The sequence below is a fragment of the Candidatus Symbiopectobacterium sp. NZEC127 genome, from assembly GCF_025962675.1.
Classification (GTDB): domain Bacteria; phylum Pseudomonadota; class Gammaproteobacteria; order Enterobacterales; family Enterobacteriaceae; genus Symbiopectobacterium.
Genome location: NZ_JAGFPG010000010.1, coordinates 20,019 through 38,678, shown reverse-complemented (window position 1 = coordinate 38,678; position 18,660 = coordinate 20,019). Strand labels below are relative to the sequence as shown.

The 18,660-nt window shown below is 54.5% G+C and carries 21 protein-coding genes; 16 read left to right on the top strand and 5 right to left on the bottom strand.

What is annotated here, in order from left to right; all coding sequences use genetic code 11:
- Nucleotide 1 precedes the first annotated feature (1 nt).
- The 8 genes from sfsA to panD all read left to right on the top strand — a co-directional run bounded on the left by sfsA (nucleotide 2) and on the right by panD (nucleotide 6,684).
- On the top strand, nucleotides 2–733 hold the full coding sequence (gene sfsA / locus J5069_RS22910) for a DNA/RNA nuclease SfsA (protein ID WP_264646002.1): 732 nt from the start codon (nucleotides 2–4) through the stop codon (nucleotides 731–733).
- 179 nt (nucleotides 734–912) lie between these two features.
- The gene (gene dksA, locus J5069_RS22905) at nucleotides 913–1,368 is read left to right on the top strand and encodes an RNA polymerase-binding protein DksA (RefSeq protein ID WP_196905643.1); all 456 of its coding nucleotides are present in this window, start codon (nucleotides 913–915) and stop codon (nucleotides 1,366–1,368) included.
- Nucleotides 1,369–1,470: 102 nt separating this feature from the next.
- Nucleotides 1,471–2,385: a tRNA glutamyl-Q(34) synthetase GluQRS gene (gluQRS, locus tag J5069_RS22900; protein ID WP_264646049.1), complete on the top strand. Its 915-nt coding sequence runs from the start codon at nucleotides 1,471–1,473 to the stop codon at nucleotides 2,383–2,385.
- Between the two features lie 61 nt (nucleotides 2,386–2,446).
- A complete protein-coding gene (gene pcnB, locus J5069_RS22895; protein WP_264646048.1) occupies nucleotides 2,447–3,850 on the top strand; it encodes a polynucleotide adenylyltransferase PcnB in 1,404 nt (467 codons plus the stop codon).
- Nucleotides 3,847–4,338 carry a 2-amino-4-hydroxy-6-hydroxymethyldihydropteridine diphosphokinase gene (gene folK / locus J5069_RS22890; RefSeq protein ID WP_264646001.1) on the top strand — a complete coding sequence of 164 codons (492 nt, stop codon included), beginning with the start codon at nucleotides 3,847–3,849 and terminating at the stop codon, nucleotides 4,336–4,338. Before pcnB ends, folK begins: the two co-directional genes overlap by 4 nt.
- Before the next feature lie 96 nt (nucleotides 4,339–4,434).
- On the top strand, nucleotides 4,435–5,229 hold the full coding sequence (panB, locus tag J5069_RS22885; RefSeq protein WP_264646000.1) for a 3-methyl-2-oxobutanoate hydroxymethyltransferase: 795 nt from the start codon (nucleotides 4,435–4,437) through the stop codon (nucleotides 5,227–5,229).
- A 185-nt stretch (nucleotides 5,230–5,414) separates the two neighbouring features.
- Complete coding sequence (gene panC / locus J5069_RS22880; protein WP_264645999.1) at nucleotides 5,415–6,269, top strand: pantoate--beta-alanine ligase; 855 nt, start codon at nucleotides 5,415–5,417, stop codon at nucleotides 6,267–6,269.
- A gap of 34 nt (nucleotides 6,270–6,303) precedes the next feature.
- Entirely contained in the window at nucleotides 6,304–6,684 is a 381-nt protein-coding gene (gene panD, locus J5069_RS22875) for an aspartate 1-decarboxylase (RefSeq protein WP_264645998.1), read from the top strand.
- A gap of 168 nt (nucleotides 6,685–6,852) precedes the next feature.
- Here the strand turns inward: panD and J5069_RS22870 are convergent, their stop codons facing one another.
- A complete protein-coding gene (locus J5069_RS22870) occupies nucleotides 6,853–7,623 on the bottom strand; it encodes an ABC transporter permease (RefSeq protein ID WP_264645997.1) in 771 nt (256 codons plus the stop codon).
- Nucleotides 7,620–8,573: an ABC transporter ATP-binding protein gene (locus J5069_RS22865; protein ID WP_264645996.1), complete on the bottom strand. Its 954-nt coding sequence runs from the start codon at nucleotides 8,571–8,573 to the stop codon at nucleotides 7,620–7,622. The genes J5069_RS22870 and J5069_RS22865 overlap by 4 nt, the downstream gene beginning before the upstream one ends.
- Before the next feature lie 114 nt (nucleotides 8,574–8,687).
- Here J5069_RS22865 and can point away from each other — a divergent pair, with 114 nt between their 5' ends.
- Nucleotides 8,688–9,329, top strand: coding sequence for a carbonate dehydratase (gene can / locus J5069_RS22860; RefSeq protein ID WP_264645995.1), 642 nt, complete (start codon nucleotides 8,688–8,690; stop codon nucleotides 9,327–9,329).
- A gap of 44 nt (nucleotides 9,330–9,373) precedes the next feature.
- Here the strand turns inward: can and hpt are convergent, their stop codons facing one another.
- Nucleotides 9,374–9,910, bottom strand: a complete 537-nt coding sequence (hpt, locus tag J5069_RS22855) for a hypoxanthine phosphoribosyltransferase (RefSeq protein WP_264645994.1) — start codon at nucleotides 9,908–9,910, stop codon at nucleotides 9,374–9,376.
- A gap of 287 nt (nucleotides 9,911–10,197) precedes the next feature.
- On the opposite strand from hpt, the gene J5069_RS22850 reads away from it, so the two are divergent.
- Nucleotides 10,198–10,506, top strand: coding sequence for a hypothetical protein (locus J5069_RS22850; RefSeq protein WP_264645993.1), 309 nt, complete (start codon nucleotides 10,198–10,200; stop codon nucleotides 10,504–10,506).
- A gap of 4 nt (nucleotides 10,507–10,510) precedes the next feature.
- Here the strand turns inward: J5069_RS22850 and J5069_RS22845 are convergent, their stop codons facing one another.
- Together J5069_RS22845 and J5069_RS22840 are read right to left on the bottom strand one after the other, a co-directional pair.
- Nucleotides 10,511–11,587, bottom strand: coding sequence for an ABC transporter ATP-binding protein (locus J5069_RS22845; RefSeq protein ID WP_264645992.1), 1,077 nt, complete (start codon nucleotides 11,585–11,587; stop codon nucleotides 10,511–10,513).
- Nucleotides 11,584–13,188: an ABC transporter permease gene (locus tag J5069_RS22840; RefSeq protein WP_264645991.1), complete on the bottom strand. Its 1,605-nt coding sequence runs from the start codon at nucleotides 13,186–13,188 to the stop codon at nucleotides 11,584–11,586. Before J5069_RS22840 ends, J5069_RS22845 begins: the two co-directional genes overlap by 4 nt.
- 242 nt (nucleotides 13,189–13,430) lie before the next feature.
- On the opposite strand from J5069_RS22840, the gene J5069_RS22835 reads away from it, so the two are divergent.
- From J5069_RS22835 to nrdE, 6 genes are all read left to right on the top strand, one after another.
- A complete protein-coding gene (locus J5069_RS22835; protein ID WP_264645990.1) occupies nucleotides 13,431–13,778 on the top strand; it encodes a YacC family pilotin-like protein in 348 nt (115 codons plus the stop codon).
- A 112-nt stretch (nucleotides 13,779–13,890) separates the two neighbouring features.
- Nucleotides 13,891–14,745: a polyamine aminopropyltransferase gene (gene speE / locus J5069_RS22830; protein WP_264645989.1), complete on the top strand. Its 855-nt coding sequence runs from the start codon at nucleotides 13,891–13,893 to the stop codon at nucleotides 14,743–14,745.
- Nucleotides 14,746–14,774: 29 nt separating this feature from the next.
- The gene (speD, locus tag J5069_RS22825; RefSeq protein ID WP_264645988.1) at nucleotides 14,775–15,569 is read left to right on the top strand and encodes an adenosylmethionine decarboxylase; all 795 of its coding nucleotides are present in this window, start codon (nucleotides 14,775–14,777) and stop codon (nucleotides 15,567–15,569) included.
- 282 nt (nucleotides 15,570–15,851) lie between these two features.
- The gene (gene nrdH / locus J5069_RS22820; RefSeq protein WP_196905655.1) at nucleotides 15,852–16,088 is read left to right on the top strand and encodes a glutaredoxin-like protein NrdH; all 237 of its coding nucleotides are present in this window, start codon (nucleotides 15,852–15,854) and stop codon (nucleotides 16,086–16,088) included.
- Between the two features lie 9 nt (nucleotides 16,089–16,097).
- Nucleotides 16,098–16,502, top strand: coding sequence for a class Ib ribonucleoside-diphosphate reductase assembly flavoprotein NrdI (gene nrdI / locus J5069_RS22815; RefSeq protein ID WP_264625785.1), 405 nt, complete (start codon nucleotides 16,098–16,100; stop codon nucleotides 16,500–16,502).
- A complete protein-coding gene (nrdE, locus tag J5069_RS22810; RefSeq protein WP_264646047.1) occupies nucleotides 16,502–18,643 on the top strand; it encodes a class 1b ribonucleoside-diphosphate reductase subunit alpha in 2,142 nt (713 codons plus the stop codon). The genes nrdI and nrdE overlap by 1 nt, the downstream gene beginning before the upstream one ends.
- Nucleotides 18,644–18,660 lie beyond the last annotated feature (17 nt).

Here is an 18,660-nt window from a genome sequence, read left to right as displayed (position 1 = left end):
GATGAACTTTACACCGCCGCTCAAACCGGCACGGTTGATTAAGCGTTACAAACGTTTCCTTGCTGATGTGGTTACGCCCGAAGGAGAAACCTTTACGCTGCACTGTGCCAACACCGGTGCGATGACCGGGTGCGCCACGCCGGGCGATACGGTGTGGTACTCCACCTCGGATAATCCCAAGCGGAAATACGCACACAGTTGGGAACTGACGGAAACGGCGCAGGGGCACTGGATTGGTGTCAATACGCTGCGCGCCAATCATCTGGTGCATGAAGCGCTGCTGGCACAACGCATTCCTGAGTTGGCCGGTTACAGCCAAATCACCCCCGAAGTGAAGTACGGCACGGAGAACAGCCGCATTGACCTGCTGTTACAGGCACCTGGGCGGATTAACTGCTATATTGAGGTGAAGTCAGTTACATTATTGCAACAAACGCCGTTGCATTTGTCGCCTCACCAGGGATTTTTTCCCGACGCCGTGACACAGCGCGGACAAAAGCACCTGCGCGAATTGATGCAGGTGGCCGAAAACGGCGAACGTGCGGTGCTGTTTTTCGCGGTCCTGCACTCTGGCATTGCCGAGGTCGCGCCTGCGCACCACATCGATGCCCGCTATGCAGAATTATTTTGCGAAGCGCGGCAAAAGGGGGTTGAAATTTTTTGCTATGCCACCACATTATGCCCTGACGGTATTACGCTCACGTACCCGTTGCCGTTAACCGTAACGCGATAGAAGCGGCAGGAGGCTTTACCTGTTGTTTATTATCGGATGTGACGACGAGGTTCCTGACACGTTATCAGGCCTGTGACAGGAATTATTGCCAACCCCAGTTCCATCTGCTATTTATAGCGGCCTGTTTTTCTCCCCCTTAGGGATCGATAGTGCGTGTCGTGTTATGTAGGAGAAGCAACATGCAAGAAGAGCAAAACCGTAAGACATCTTCTCTGAGCATTCTCGCAATTGCCGGAGTGGAGCCGTACCAGGAAAAGCCGGGCGAAGAGTACATGAACGACGCCCAATTGGCTCATTTCAAGCGTATTCTTGAAGCATGGCGCAATCAACTCAGGGATGAAGTGGATCGCACCGTTTCCCATATGCGCGATGAAGCAGCCAACTTCCCGGATCCGGTCGATCGCGCCGCACAGGAAGAAGAGTTCAGTCTGGAACTGCGTAACCGCGATCGGGAACGCAAGTTGATCAAAAAGATTTCCAAAACACTACAGAAAATCGAAGACGAGGACTTCGGCTACTGTGATTCTTGTGGTGTTGAAATTGGTATCCGCCGCCTGGAAGCGCGACCCACCGCCGATTTATGCATTGACTGCAAAACGCTGGCGGAAATCCGCGAGAAACAGATGGCGGGATAAATCCCACAGTAGGGCGGAAAAGCTGTTCCGCTTTACGTTTTTGCCGTAGCGTCATCTCCCGGCACCGAATGCGGGAGTGACGTGCTGGCTTTGTTCACCCGTATGCCTGATACCCATCGTTATACCGGCCGCTTTGCCCCATCGCCTTCCGGCGATCTTCATTTTGGTTCCCTGATCGCAGCATTAGGCAGCTATTTGCAGGCACGTGCTCATCGTGGCCGCTGGCTGGTGCGCATCGAAGACATCGATCCGCCGCGCGAAGTCGCCGGCGCGGCAAGCCGCATTCTTTCACAGTTGGAACACTATGGGTTGCTGTGGGATGGCCCGGTGCTTTATCAATCCCAACGGCATGCCCGCTATCTGGAGGTGCTGGACGCGCTGAAAGCCCGCCATCTGTGCTATTACTGCGATTGCACGCGCCAGCGCATTCATTTGCTGGGTGGGCAGTATGACGGCCATTGCCGTACGCGCCAACTGGGGCCAACCGACGCCGCGCTGCGTTTGCGACAAGACAACCCGGTGCTGCACTTTCACGACAGACTGCGCGGAGAGTTATATGCCGACCCGGCGCTGGCGCAGGAAGATTTCATCATTCATCGCCGCGATGGATTATTCGCCTATAATCTTGCCGTTGTGGTGGATGACCACGATCAAGGGGTAACAGAAATTGTGCGCGGCGCCGATCTGATAGCCCCCACCGTCCGACAGATTGCGCTCTATCATCAGCTACACTATCCGGTGCCGGATTACATCCACTTACCGCTGGCGCTCAACGCGCAGGGCAATAAGCTTTCCAAGCAGAACCACGCGCCAGCGCTACCGGATGGCGATCCGCGTCCGGTGCTGTTGAGCGCGCTGCGTTTTCTTAACCAACCGGTGCCGGAGCACTGGCAGGATATGGCGTTGCCTGCGCTTTTACAGTGGGCCGTTAGCCGTTGGTCACTCGCGTCGGTTCCGTTAATCGGGGCATCCGATGTGGCTAAGGCAACATCGGCATTCTCAAAGGTGGCGCGGTGAGCTATGATTAGCCGCTATTTTTTGTTGTGCCGTTATTTTTTCATCACTATCGAGGTGTACCATCTTTACCCGAGTCGCTAATTTCTGTCGTAAGGTACTCAGCCGCGACAATGACGTGGCCACCGCGGAGCCCGTGCGTCAGGCCATGACCGTGATTCCGCGCGACCAGCATACCCTTTCGCGCAGTGATATCAGCGAAAATGCGCTGAAGGTACTCTATCGCCTGAACAAGTCGGGCTATGAAGCCTATCTGGTTGGCGGCGGCGTCAGAGATCTGCTGCTGGGGAAAAAGCCGAAAGATTTCGATATCACTACCAATGCGACGCCGGAGCAGGTGCGTAAACTATTTCGCAATTGCCGCCTGGTTGGCCGCCGCTTCCGCCTCGCTCACGTGATGTTTGGCCCTGAAGTGATCGAAGTCGCGACCTTTCGCGGTCATCACGAGCAACATCAGGAGCAGCAGCTAAAAACCACGTCTCAGCAGGCACAGAGTGGCATGCTGTTGCGCGATAATATTTTCGGCAGCATTGAAGAAGATGCGCAACGCCGCGATTTCTCCATTAACAGCCTCTATTACAGCGTCGCCGATTTCAGCGTACGTGATTACACTGGCGGGTTAAACGATCTGCATCAGGGTGTGATTCGGTTGATTGGCGATCCGGAAACCCGTTATCGGGAAGATCCGGTACGCATGCTGCGTGCTGTGCGTTTCGCCGCCAAGCTGAACATGACCATCAGCCCGGAAACCGCCGAGCCGATTCCACGTCTGGCGGCATTGCTGCACGATATTCCCGCTGCACGTATGTTTGAGGAATCGCTGAAGCTGTTGCAAGCGGGCTACGGTTACCCGACTTACCGCCTGCTGTGCGAATATCAACTGTTTCAGCCGCTGTTCCCGTTGATCAGCCGCTACTTTACGCCTAACGGCGATAGCCATCTGGAAAACATGGTGGCGCTGGTGTTAAAGAACACCGACCAGCGGCTGCAAAATGATATGCGCGTTAACCCGGCGTTTCTGTTTGCTGCCATGCTGTGGTATCCGTTGATCGAGCATGCGCAGAAACTGGCACAGGAGAGTGGATTAACCTACTTCGACTCCTTCGCCCTTGCCATGAACGACATTCTGGACGAACAGTGCCGCTCCCTTGCCATTCCCAAACGCATCACCTCGTTAGTGCGTGATATCTGGCAGTTGCAACTGCGCCTGTCACGGCGTCAGGGCAAACGCGCTTACAAGCTGATGGAACACCCGAAATTCCGGGCTGCCTACGATTTGTTGAGCCTGCGCGCCGAAATAGAGCGTCAGCCAGAGTTGCAACGTCTCTCTCAATGGTGGGGAGAATTTCAGGTCGCCACGGTGCCGCGCCAGCAAGCCATGCTCAGCACGCTGGATGACGGGCCTACGGCGCATCGCCACTCCCGCCGCCGTAAGCCAAGCGCGCCGCGCAGAGAAAGAACCTCGTGACACGCGTTTATCTGGCGCTGGGTAGCAACCTGGCGCACCCGCTGCAACAGGTTAACTCTGCGCTAACGGCGCTGGATGCCGTGCCGCACACCCGCGTACTGTGCTGTTCACCGTTTTATCGCAGCCGCCCATTGGGCCCGCAAGATCAGCCCGACTATCTCAATGCGGTGGTGGCATTGGACACCACGCTCGCGCCGGAAATTCTGCTCGATCACACCCAAGCCATTGAGCAGCAACATGGGCGCGAGCGTAAAGCACACCGCTGGGGGCCGCGCACGCTGGATCTGGATATTCTGCTGTATGGCAATGAAACCCTCCACACCGCGCGGTTAACCGTGCCTCACTACGACATGAAAAACCGGGAATTCATGCTGTATCCGCTGGCCGATATCGCCCCGGACTTGCACTTTCCTGACGGTGAAGCGCTGGCATTACGCCTGTCCGTCGTGCCGCGCAACGGCATGACGCTGTGGGATCAGCAAGGCTAACATCACCGACGTTACATTTCCCCCTTCAACGGCTATGCCTTAAGGCAGGCTTCCTTTAAGATGCTCTCCTGACTTTTTGATTCTGGGAGGCTGCCTATGAAACCGACAACCCTGACCTACCTTCGCAAATGTAAGCAGGAGAAGCGTAAATTCGCGACCATTACCGCCTATGACGCCAGTTTTGCCCGCTTATTCTACGAAAATGGCATTCGCGTGATGCTGGTGGGTGATTCGCTGGGCATGACGTTACAAGGCCACGATTCCACGCTGCCAGTCACCGTCAGTGACATTGCCTATCATACCCGCTGTGTACGGCGCGGTGCACCGCTCTGTCTGCTGCTTGCCGACCTGCCGTTTATGGCTTACACCACGCCAGAGCAAACGTTTACTAACGCGGCGGAAGTGATGCGCGCCGGTGCCAACATGGTGAAACTGGAAGGCGGCCAATGGCTGGCTCCCACGGTGAAGATGCTGACCGAGCGCGCGGTACCGGTATGCGGCCATCTGGGCTTGACGCCGCAGTCGGTGAATATTTTCGGCGGCTATAAGGTGCAGGGACGCGATGAGGCTGCGGCGGCGCAATTACTGGATGACGCATTATCGCTGGAGGCTGCGGGTGCTCAGTTACTGGTACTGGAATGCGTACCCGTGCCGCTGGCACAGCGTGTCACCGAGGCATTGTCGATTCCGGTTATCGGCATCGGTGCGGGCAATGTCACCGATGGTCAAATTCTGGTGATGCACGATGCGTTCGGCATTACCGGCGAGAACACCCCAAAATTTGCCAAAAACTTTTTGGCACAGAGCGCCGACATCCCCGCCGCCGCGCGTCTTTATGTGCAGGAAGTTGAGCAGGGACTCTACCCTGCCGAGGAACATTCGTTCCGTTAAATTAGCGTTTTCGCTGCCACAGCAGATATTGAAAATATAATGAACATTACCCTAAATAATTCGAGTTGCAGGAAGGCGGCAAGTGAAGGAATCCCGATGAGCTTACTCAGGTAAGTGATTCGGGTGAGTGAACGCAGCCAACGCATCTGCAACTTGAAGTATGACGGGTACAAAGGAGCAAGACCGTGTTGATTCTTGAAACCCCTTTGCTATTACGCCGTGAGATTCGCCGCTGGCGTCAAGAGGGGAAACGCATTGCATTGGTGCCCACCATGGGCAATCTGCATGACGGACACATGACGCTGGTAGACGAGGCGCGGGCACGCGCCGATATTGTTATCGTCTCCATTTTCGTCAACCCGATGCAGTTCGATAAGCCTGACGATCTGAAACGTTATCCACGCACCTTGCAAGAGGATTGCGAGAAGTTAACCCGGCGTAATGTGGATCTGGTGTTTTCCCCCTCGCCTGAGACAGTCTATCCCCATGGACTGGGTCAGCAAACGTTTGTCGAGGTGCCGGGACTGTCTGCCATGCTGGAAGGTGCCAGCCGTCCGGGCCATTTTCGCGGTGTGGCAACCATTGTCAGCAAGCTGTTTAACATGGTACAACCCGATATCGCCTGCTTTGGTGAAAAGGATTACCAACAGTTAGCGCTGATTCGCCAAATGGTGCGCGATATGGGCTACGACATTGATATCGTCGGTGTGCCGATTGTCCGTGCACCGGACGGGCTGGCACTCAGCTCGCGCAACGGTTATCTTAGCCCGGAAGAGCGCCAGTCTGCGCCCGCGCTTAAACGCATCATGGATCAGATGGTAGATAAACTCAGCAACGGCGATCGCCAGCTTGAGGAAATAGTAACCAGTGCCGCAGAAGCATTGCGCGAAGCCGGGTTCACGCCCGATGAGCTCTATATTCGCGACGCGGATACGCTGCAAGCACTGACCGTGGCTAGCACGCGCGCGGTGGTATTGATGGCAGCCTGGCTGGGTAAGGCCCGTTTGATTGATAATCAGCAGGTCGTTCTGGTCGACTGACTGGCATGACAGACATAAACCGAGGTAACCGACAGTGATACGCACCATGCTACAAGGTAAGCTGCACCGGGTAAAAGTCACCCAGGCAGATCTGCACTATGAAGGCTCTTGCGCCATCGATCAGGATTTCATGGATGCGGCGGGCATTCTGGAATATGAAGCCATCGATATCTACAACGTGGATAACGGGGCGCGTTTCTCTACCTATGCCATTGCGGCAGAAAGAGGATCACGCATTATTTCTGTCAACGGTGCGGCGGCACGCTGCGCCTGCGTCGGCGACAAACTGATTATCTGCTCCTATGTACAGATGTCAGACGAAGAGGCGCGCACGCATCACCCGAAAGTCGCCTATTTCTCCGGTGATAACATGATGTCACGCCAGGCGAAGGCGATTCCGGTTCAGGTCGCCTAACAGCAACGGGGCCATGATGGCCCCGTATGTTGCTGACAAACCCATTTCGACGCGTCCGTGTTTCCCAGCGAATCACGACGAGGGGCGCTCCGGCGGCTTACGCCGCTACGACCCCATCGCCGTACTTCGCCTAACAACGGACTTTATCAGCAGTCTGCCGTTTTTCTCTCAACTGCGCAGACCGCGCCCGCGTTCAATCAGCCACCACGCCAGCACGTAAAACACCAGAATAAACACCAGCAACACCGTCATGGTGAAGACCAGCGGTACATCCTGAATGCCGAGAAAGCCGTAGCGGAAGCCGCTTATCATGTACACCACGGGATTGAGCTTGGACACCGCTTGCCAGAATGGCGGCAGCAGCGTCAATGAATAAAACACGCCGCCAAGGTAGGTTAACGGCGTCAGCACAAACGTCGGGATAAGGCTGATGTCATCAAAGGTTTTGGCAAATACCGCATTCAGCAAGCCGGCCAGTGAGAACAGTACTGCCGTCAGCAGCAGCGTAACCACCACTACCCACCAGGCGTGCACATGCAGCGGAACAAAAAACAGCGACACCGCGGTAACCAGCACGCCCACACACACGCCGCGGGCTACCCCGCCCCCCACGTAGCCGGCAATAATGATGTATGTCGGAACGGGTGCAACCAGCAGCTCTTCAATATTGCGCTGAAATTTGGCGCTGAAGAAAGACGCCGCGACGTTAGCATAGGCGTTGGTGATCACCGACATCATGATGAGCCCAGGAACGATAAACTGCATGTAGTCGAAACCGTGCATTTCACCGATGCGGGAGCCAATCAGGCTACCGAAGATGATGAAATAGAGCGTCATGGTGATCACTGGCGGCACCAGCGTTTGTATCCAGATGCGGCTGAAGCGGTTGATCTCTTTGGTCCAGATACTTTTCAGGGCGACCCAATATAACTGCGTCATGCTTTTTTTGCCTCCCCGCTGGCCTTCACTCGCTTCATCTTTTCACCGTTAACCATGGAGACGAACAGCTCTTCCAGACGGTTCGCCTTGTTACGCATACTCAATATTTGAATCCCTTGCGTGCTTAGTTGGCTGAAAACACTATTGAGTCCCTGCTCACGCATCACGTCCACTTCCAGCGTTGAGGTATCCGTCAGACGGTGGGCATACCCCTCCAGCTTGGGCAGCGGGCTTTTCGGCGCTAAATCAAAGATAAAGGTTTCCGATTGCACGTTGGCAAGCAACGCCTTCATCGAGGTGTTTTCCACCAGTTCACCATTCTGAATAATGCCGATATTGCGGCACAGCATTTCCGCTTCTTCCAGGTAGTGCGTGGTGAGAATGATGGTGGTGCCCTGCGCGTTCAGCGCCTTGAGAAACCCCCACATGGAACGACGCAGTTCAATATCCACCCCGGCGGTCGGCTCATCGAGGATCAACAGCTTGGGCTCGTGCATCAAGGCGCGCGCAATCATCAAACGGCGCTTCATACCGCCGGAAAGCATGCGTGCTTTTTCTTGGCGCTTTTCCCACAGATCGAGCTGCTTGAGGTATTTTTCCGCCCGTTGCAGGGCGTCCTGACGCGATACGCCATAGTATCCCGCCTGATGGGTAACGATTTGCAGCACCGTTTCAAACGGGTTGAAGTTAAACTCTTGAGGCACCAGCCCGAGTTGGCGCTTGGCGTTAACGATGTCGCGATCCAAATCGTAGCCGAAAACGCGCACCTTACCGGAAGATTTGTTTACCAGTGAGCTGATGATGCCAATGGTGGTCGATTTTCCTGCGCCGTTCGGTCCCAGCAGCGCATAAAAATCCCCGGCCTCCACGCGCAGATCGATACCGCGCACTGCCTTGACGCCCCCTGGGTACGTTTTGGTCAGTTTCTCCAGTTCAAGTGCATATGTCATAACAAGTTAACTAGCCCTATTATCAATGAGTGACTCAGTTTCGATTTTAAAACATTCACGCTTGCCTTATATTACCTTTCACTGCCCTTTTTTTGTCACAGGCCATTTACTTTCATGAAAGATATTGAAACGCTCATCGCCAACAACCAGCGCTGGTCAGACACCATGGTTGAAGAAGATCCGGGTTACTTTGAACGTCTGGCGTTGGCGCAAAAACCCCGTTTTTTGTGGATTGGCTGCTCTGACAGTCGCGTCCCGGCTGAAAGTTTGACCAGCCTTGCGCCCGGCGAACTGTTCGTTCACCGCAATGTGGCAAACCTGGTTATCCATACCGATTTAAACTGTCTTTCCGTGGTGCAGTATGCCGTTGAAGTGCTCGAAGTCGAACACATCATCATTTGCGGGCATTACGGTTGCGGTGGCGTGCAAGCGGCGGTAGAAAACCCTGAATTGGGGCTTATCAACAACTGGCTGCTGCACATCCGTGATTTGTGGTACAAGCATAGCTCGCTGCTGGGAGAATTGCCGCCCGAAGAGCGCTTTAACAAACTGTGTGAAATCAATGTCGTAGAACAAGTCTACAACCTGGGCCACTCCACCATCATGCAATCCGCCTGGAAACGCGGCCAAAAGGTCACGATTCACGGTTGGGTGTATGGCATCAAGGACGGTTTGTTAAGCGATCTGGAGGTTACCGCCACCAGCCGCGAAACGTTGGAACAGCGCTATCGCCGCGCCATCTCTTCCCTGATCTGATTTTACAGGGGCACGTTTTGTGCCCCTGCATCTGACGCGACGACTTATTCCTGCGGAATCACTTTGCCAACATAAGGCAAATGCCGATAGTGCTGGGCGTAGTCGATACCGTATCCCACCACAAATTCGTCAGGAATAGAGAAACCAACCCACTCAACTTTCACTTCGACTTCCCGACGCTCCGGCTTATCCAGCAGCGTGCAGATAGCCAGCGACGCGGGCTCACGCAGGCGTAGAATTTCGCGCACTTTGCTCAGGGTGTTACCGGAATCAATGATGTCTTCCACGATAAGCACATGTTTACCGCGAATATCTTCATCCAGATCTTTGAGGATCTTGACGTCTCGCGTGGAGCTGGTACCGCTGCCGTAGCTGGACGCCGTCATGAAGTCCACTTCGTGGGAGACATCGATCGCGCGGCACAAATCGGCCATGAAAATAAACGAACCGCGCAGCAGCCCGACCAGCACCAGATCGCTGTCACTGCCACGATAGTGCTGGCTGATTTCCTGGCCCAATGCGCTCACGCGCGCGCGAACGTCTGCCTCGGCAATCATGACGTCCACAGTATGTTTCATCATACACATCACTCGTTTTTAAAAAGGGCGACACCACAGCACTACGCAAGCACTACGCCGCTTTTTCGCAGCCTGTTTACGGTCTCGTTGAGGCGCGCAGTATAACGCCACAGGACAGGGTTCTCAATGATACAGGGAAAGGCTTATGTGCCGTTAATCGCCAGACGATCGCAAAATGACAGGAGTGTAAGTGAAGCGTTATCGCAGCATAAAACTGGGTAAAACGCATTGCGCCCCCCTGCCAGAGCGGCTTTGATAGGGCCTGAATTCAGCCAGCGAGAAAGGTCTTTATGAACATCACACATCCGCACCCTGCTCTTTTTTTTGCCCTGCTGTTAGGGATATCCTGGATAGCGCAGGCAGCGCCAGACACACCGCGGCCACAGCCGATGGATGCCCCGCCCTTTGCCAAAGGCGAGCTTCCCCCACCTCCCACACCGCCGCTTTACCAGGCCTCGATGCAAACCCACCAGCCCGCGGAAGCGCTCAACAAACTGATTGCCAACGCCCCGCAGGCGGAGAACAAAAACTATGAAGTGAGGGTGATGATTCGCGAACTGCCGGCACCGCCTTCTGAGGTAAAAAAAACCGACAAATAGCCCCTCAGGGCGCGTTCTCTTCAGCAACGGGCTCAGGCGGCAAGGCAGGATACAGGATCGGCTGATCCGGTCGGATACTGATCCTGACCTGCTGCCCCGGTTCAAACCAGTTGCTGGTTTGCACCGTAAGCACGCGTTCCGCCAGCCGAACCCTGTAGACGTTTGAGGTTCCCAGAAACACGCGATCTTCAATCAGCGCTGCGCCATCCGGATCGAGCGCCAGCGCAATTTCTTGCGGTCGCACCAACCAGTCGCACTGGCTGCCAGTCGGGAAACCCAGCGGATAGTTGGCATGAAAATCCCCCATCGGACTTTGCCACTGATGTTCGCTCAGCACGGTGATCGGCAGATAGTTGGTGTTACCCAGAAAATCAGCCACCACGCGCTGCACCGGTCGGTAATAGAGTTCGTAAGGATTGCCTTGTTGTATCACCTTGCCTTCATGCAATAACACCACATGATCTGACCAGGCAAACGCTTCTTCGCGACTGACCGTCGCCAGAATGGCGGCAATCTGGCGCTGTTTGAGCAAATCGCGAATTTCCGCAATCAGCCGATCGCGCTGCTGGCTATCCATCGCAGGGAACGGCGCATCCAGCAGCAACAGGCGCGGCTTACACAATAACGCGCGCCCCAACGCCACGCGCAGCTGCTGCTCGGCAGAGAGATCGCGAGGATAGCGCGCCGCGCACTCGGTCAATCCCAACAGCATCAGCATCTCCTGCACCGCATCTTTATGTGCTGGCGTAATGGGCACCGGGCAGGCAAAGGCCAGATTCTCCTGCGCGGTCAGATGCGGAAACAGAGCATAGTCTTGAAACACCAGCCCAACAGGACGCTGATGTGCAGGAACAGAGACCATCGGGGTGCTCATGCGCTCACCGACAAGCGCGATCTCCCCTTTGCTCACCGGCAACAAGCCAGCGATCGCTTGCAACAGCGTGGTCTTTCCGCTGTCGTGCGGACCCAATACGCAAATCAGTTCCTGCTCGCGCACTGAAAAGGTTACCGCGTCCAGTACGGGCTGCTGCCTGAGATGACAAGACACGCTTTGCACTGCCAAAACCGTGGTGGGCGTCATCGATTATTTCCCTTCCAAAGCCATTGAAACCACAACATCGGCACACCACCAATCACCACGAGACACAGCGCAGGCAGTGCACCCCACTGCAACAGGTTATCGGCAGCAAGACGAAAAACATACGTCGGCAACGTTTCCCATCCGAACGTGCGGAACAAAAATGCGGCATTTAACTCTTTCATGCCTTCGAAAAACAGAATCACCGCGCCCATCATCACCTGTGGTTTCAGTAACGGGAAGTAAACGCGCACCCCGCGTTGCCAGAGCGAAAGACCCGCAGCCTCGCTGGCCCGATCGAGCAGGCTCGGAATGCTCGCCATACGTACACTGAGCGGCTCCAGTACAAAACGACTGAATTTGGCGCAGTAAACCAGCACCATGATCAACCAGACGCAGGAAAACAGCGGGGGAGAAAACGGTATCTCCGCCAGCATCGCCAGAGAACGGAGCCCGTTATCGAGCGCAATCAGCGGAATGGCAATGCCCGTCGCCAGCGCGGCCCCCGGAAACACATACCCCCACTGCGCCAGCGCGAAAGAAACGCGTCCGGCACGCAAGCCCGCAAGACGAATAAACAACAGAAAAGGGATCATCATCAGGCACAGAATAACAGCGGCTAGCGATGCCATGGTCAGACTGTTCAACAGCGCGTCGAGCAGCGTTGCGTTCCAGCCGTCGCTGATATTCGCTAATTGCCAATACAGCAAACGCCCGAGCGGCAAGCCGAAAGCCAACAGCGCCAGCCCCCAGCATACCAGCGTGACCAAGCGCGCTTTGCCTGCCGTCAGCACCGGCTTGGCGACGTAATCCGTGCTACCCGGAAAGGTATTTTGCCGCTGCTGCCGGGCAAAGCGCAGCCCAAGCCAGGTAAACAGTACAACGAAAGGCAACAGAGAGAGCGTCCAATGGGCGACGGCCTGAGTATCCCCTTGCAACACGCCAGCATCGATCAGACGCGTTGTCAGCGTCGGCAGTGCCAGCAAGCGCGCGGTACCATAATCATTCAAGGCCTCGACGGCCACCAGCATGGCCCCCATCCCGATAACCGGGCGCACCAGCGGGAAAGATAAACGCCAGAATACCTGACGCGGCGTCAGTTTGAGTAGCTGCGCAGCCTGCAACCAGTGCGGAGGTTGGGATTCCAGCGCATGACGCACCGGCAGATAAACATACGGGTAAAAAGCCAGCGCCAGCGCGACGCAAGCGCCCGACAGCGTTAGGCGGTGCGCGCTTTCCTCGTTGAACGCAGGGAGATCAAACAGGGACCACAGCACACCATGTTGCCCCAGCATATCGGCATAAAAATCAGCCATCAGAAAGGCGGGCATCGCCAGCGGCAAGCACAAGGCCCAGGCGACACCGCGTTTGCCGGGAAAACGGTAATAGGCCATGACCCAGGCGGCAGGCAGCCCAATCAGCAGGCTCAGCGCCACCGCACCACAGACCAGAATCGTCGTATGCAGCAGATAAAGCGGCATCCCCTGCTGCCACAGTGCCAGCAGGCCGCCAGCCTCGGGCCAAAATGCCAGCGCAAAGACGATCCCCACGGGAAGCAAAAATGCTCCGTTAATCACCCAAAAACTGATACGCCAGAGACCCACTATCATCACACCAGCAACGGTAAATCCTATTGACCATCCTCTATTAATAACAGAGGCTGCGCGCGGCGTCATGTTATCAACACGGAATAAATGGGGCTTAATCCGGCCATTGCACTCAAGCGTACAGAGTGGCACATCAGGGAATAACCGGTTTTACTAACCTGAACGCGTAAAATAAACCTTGAACCCACTTACCCCATCTGTGATAACGTCATTTTACGATTGTTGATACAGGTTTAATCATGAAACGCTCTGCGCTGGCACTGCTGCTTATGAGTCTGATGGGATTTTCGTCAGCCAGTAACGCACTGAATGAATTTGAGGCAGAAGATCTCGCTGACTTGACGGCCATTTTCGTCTATTTGAAAAACAACTGTGGCTATCAAGACATTCCCAACGATCATATTCGACGCGTGCTGATCTCTTTCGCGCAACAAAACCGTTGGAATCTCAACAATTACAGTGACTTTGATATGACCCGCCTGGGTGAGGATAGCTACCGCGATCTGAGTAATATCCCCATCCCGACCCCCAAAAAGTGTCAATCACTGGCACAAAACTCACTCGGCCTGCTCGCTTACGCAAAATAATGCTCGCGTAACGTTTCCCGCACTGCCTGAAATTTCGCCGTGCATGCCATCAGCGAGTTAGCTATGATGGCGCGCTCATTTTCACGGCAGTTATCGCAGAGGAAGCCCTGACATGTCCCGAAAAGAGATGTGGCATGAAACGTTACATGCCAGCTTCGGCCAGTATTTTTCCATTGACCGGGTGCTGTTTCATGAAAAAACTGCACATCAGGATCTGATTATCTTCGAAAATGCGGCGCTGGGGCGCGTGATGGCCTTGGATGGCGTGGTGCAAACCACCGAACGCGACGAATTTATCTACCATGAAATGCTGACCCATGTCCCTCTGCTGGCCCATGGCAATGCCAAGCGTGTGCTGATCGTCGGCGGCGGCGATGGCGGCATCCTGCGCGAAGTGTGTCGCCATCCGGAAGTAGAACACATCACCATGGTGGAGATTGATGCGGGTGTGGTCAGTTTCTGCCGCCAGTATCTTCCCAACCACAGTGCCGGAGCTTATGACGATCCGCGTTTAACGCTGGTGATCGCCGACGGCGTTGATTTTGTCAGCCAAAACCGCGACAGGTTTGATGTGATCATTTCTGACTGCACCGATCCCATCGGCCCCGGAGAAAGCCTTTTCAGCTCAGCGTTTTACGATGGCTGTGCGCGCAGCCTGAATCCTGGCGGCCTGTTTGTGGCGCAAAATGGCGTCTGTTTCCTGCAACAGGATGAAGCCATCAACAGCCATCGCTTACTTAACCGTTCCTTTTCGGATGTCACCTTCTATCAGGCGGCGATCCCCACCTATTACGGTGGCATCATGACCTTTGCCTGGGCCAGTAACGATCCGGCATTGCGCCAGGTAGCGCAGGAGACGCTTGCCGCACGCTATCATGCCTCTGGCATTACCTGCCGTTACTATACGCCGGCAGTCCATACCGGTAGCTTTGCGCTGCCACAATATCTACTGAATGCATTAGCCTGACGCTTGCAGCCATAAGGGGGTGACGAAAATTGCACAAGCTGAAACTGCACGGCTTTAACAACCTGACCAAAAGCCTGAGTTTTTGTATCTACGATATCTGCTATGCCAAAACCGCTGACGATCGCGACGGCTATATCGCCTATATTGACGAACAGTACAACGCCAATCGTTTGACGGAGATCCTGACAGAAACCTGCGCGATCATTGGTGCTAATGTGCTGAACATCGCACGGCAGGACTACGATCCTCAGGGCGCCAGCGTGACCATTCTGGTCAGCGAGGAACCGATGGATCCGCGCGATGTCGATAACTCCGAACATCCCGGACCGCTGCCCCATTCCGTGGTTGCGCATCTGGACAAAAGCCATATTTGTGTACATACCTACCCGGAAAGCCATCCCGAAGGTGGCCTGTGCACCTTTCGCGCCGACATTGAAGTGTCAACCTGCGGCGTGATTTCCCCACTAAAAGCGCTGAATTACCTGATTCACCAGTTGGAATCCGATATTGTCACCATTGACTACCGCGTGCGCGGCTTTACACGTGATATCAACGGGGTGAAACATTTCATCGACCATCAGATCAATTCCATTCAGAACTTTATGTCGGAAGATATGAAGTCGCTGTATCACATGATGGATGTGAATGTGTATCAGGAGAATATGTTTCACACCAAAATGCTGCTCAAGGATTTCGATCTGCGGCACTACCTGTTCAACGCCGCGCCGGAAAATCTGCAAGCGGCCGAACGTAAAAGGATCACCGATCTGCTCTATCATGAGATGCGAGAGATCTACTACGGTAGGAATCTTCCGGTTTTGTAGACGATGCACCGACGGGCCCACAGCGGCCCATTTTTTTTATTCTCAACGCTGTCCCCGTTTTCCGCTTGGTAGTGCAGCCCTCTTCCCCCCATTCAGGTGTCGACCTGAACCCATTCGCACTAAACACCATATATTGTATGGTTGAAATTAAAAACATCTACATCTAGTATTTAAACACGCCACGGTTATCGATGAGGCGCGTTTCGCAGAAAGGCGGCAGCGGAAGGGTGTCACAAGGCCGCTTCACCATACTGACTTTAACCCAAAAGGTAAATACGAATCATGCGCATTACTATTTTCACTAAACCGCACTGTGTTCAGTGCAATGCGACGTGCCGTGCTTTGGATAAACAAGGTATCGCTTATCAGCTTATCGACCTGACGGAAGACGAGCAGGCGTTACAGCGGGTAAGGGCATTGGGTTATCAACAGGTGCCGGTCGTGATGACAGAAGATGACCACTGGAGCGGTTTTCGCCCGGATAAACTCGGCGCGTTGCGCTCAGCGCAGTTGCAGTAAGGGGGCGTAATGAATCCACTGGTCTATTTTTCCAGCCAATCGGAAAACACGCATCGGTTTATCGCTCGTGTGGGTCTGCCCGCCCTGCGCATTCCGATAGCAGAAGACCAGCCGGTACTCAACGTGGCACAACCGTTCATTCTGGTGGTGCCCAGCTACGGCGGAGGAAGCAGCAAAGGTGCCGTGCCGCACCAGGTGATTCGCTTCCTCAACGACGCCAACAACCGGGCCGGTCTGCGCGGCGTGATTGCCGCAGGCAATATGAACTTCGGCACTGCGTATTGTCTGGCGGGTGACATCATCGCGCAGAAATGCCAGGTGCCGTACCTGTACCGCTTTGAACTGCTCGGCACACCGGAAGACGTCATCAATGTGCGCAAAGGAGTAACCCAATTTTGGCAACAACATCCGTAATCAACACCCCCGTGCAGGGAAAAAGCGATAACGCGCTTGATTACCATGCGCTCAATGCCATGCTGAATCTCTATGATGCTGACGGGCACATTCAGTTTGAAAAAGACCGGCTGGCGGCACGACGCTATTTCCTCCAGCACGTAAACCAGAACACGGTGTTTTTCCACAATCTGGAGGAGAAGCTGCGCTATCTGGTGGAGGAAGGCTACTATGAAGCTGAGGTATTGGAACAGTATCAATTCAGTTTTATCAAGAGCCTGTTTCAGCAAGCCTATGCGCACAAATTCCGTTTCCAAACCTTCCTCGGTGCGTTCAAATATTACACCAGCTATACGCTGAAAACCTTTGATGGTAAACGCTATCTGGAACGCTATGAGGATCGGGTCTGTCTGGTTGCCTTGGCGCTAGCCAAAGGCGATACCCAACTGGCAAGCGCCCTGGTCGACGAGATCATCAGCGGACGTTTTCAACCCGCCACGCCAACCTTTCTCAACTGCGGTAAAAAACAGCGCGGTGAGTTGGTCTCCTGTTTTCTGTTGCGTATCGAAGACAACATGGAATCTATTGGGCGTGCCATCAACTCGGCGTTGCAGCTCTCCAAGCGTGGCGGTGGCGTTGCCTTTACCTTGACCAACATTCGTGAAACCGGCGCGCCGATCAAACGTATTGAAAACCAGTCTTCCGGAATCATCCCCATCATGAAGATGCTTGAGGATGCGTTTTCCTATGCCAATCAACTGGGTGCACGGCAAGGTGCAGGCGCTGTCTACCTCAACGCGCACCATCCTGACATTTTGCGTTTTCTCGACACCAAGCGTGAAAACGCCGATGAAAAAATCCGCATCAAAACGCTCTCTCTTGGCGTAGTGATCCCGGATATCACCTTCCAATTGGCGAAAACCAATCAGGTGATGTACCTGTTCTCTCCCTACGATGTGGAGCAGGTGTATGGCGTGCCCTTCTCGGAAATCAGCGTGAGCGAGAAGTACCATGAAATGGTAAATGACAAACGCATCCGTAAATCGCAAATCAAGGCGCGCGAGTTTTTCCAGATTCTGGCAGAAATACAGTTTGAGTCTGGCTACCCCTACATGATGTTTGAAGATACGGTGAATCGCGCCAACCCGATTCATGGCCGAATCACCATGAGCAACCTGTGTTCGGAGATCCTTCAGGTCAACGAAGCCAGCCTTTACGATGACGACCTGGGCTATCGCCACATCGGCAAGGATATCTCGTGTAATCTGGGATCGCTGAACATCGCCAAAACCATGGATTCACCTGATTTCGGCAATACGGTGGAAACCGCTATTCGCGCCTTGACGGCGGTTTCTGACATGAGCCACATCGGGTCTGTGCCCTCCATCGCCAAAGGCAATGATGACTCTCATGCCATTGGCCTCGGACAAATGAACCTGCACGGTTATCTGGCGCGGGAACGGATTTTCTATGGCTCACCGGAAGGCATCGATTTTACCAACATCTACTTCTACACCGTGGCATATCATGCACTGCGCGCCTCTAACCAACTGGCGATTGAGCGTGGGCGCACTTTTGCCGGGTTTGCACAATCGACCTATGCGTCCGGCGACTATTTTACCAAATACATCGAACGTACCTGGCAGCCGGAAACGCAACGCGTGCGTGAACTGTTCGAGGCGGCGCAGATTGTCATTCCTTCCCAGCAAGCGTGGGCTGAGTTGCGCGATTCCGTGATGGCGCACGGGCTGTATAACCAGAATTTACAGGCCGTGCCGCCCACCGGATCGATTTCTTACATCAACCATGCAACCTCCAGCATTCATCCCATCGTGTCGCGTATTGAGATCCGCAAAGAGGGCAAGATTGGTCGCGTGTACTACCCTGCCCCCTATATGACCAATGACAATCTGGATTACTACCAGGACGCTTACGAAATAGGCCCGGAAAAAATCATCGACACCTATGCCGCCGCCACCCAGCACGTCGACCAAGGGCTGTCGTTAACCCTGTTTTTCCGCGATACCGCCACCACCCGGGATATCAACAAGGCACAGATTTATGCCTGGAAACAAGGCATTAAAACCATCTATTACGTGCGCATACGCCAGATGGCGCTGGAAGGTACCGAAGTGCAAGGCTGTGTCTCCTGTGCGCTCTGATAGGTTTCTCGAAGGAA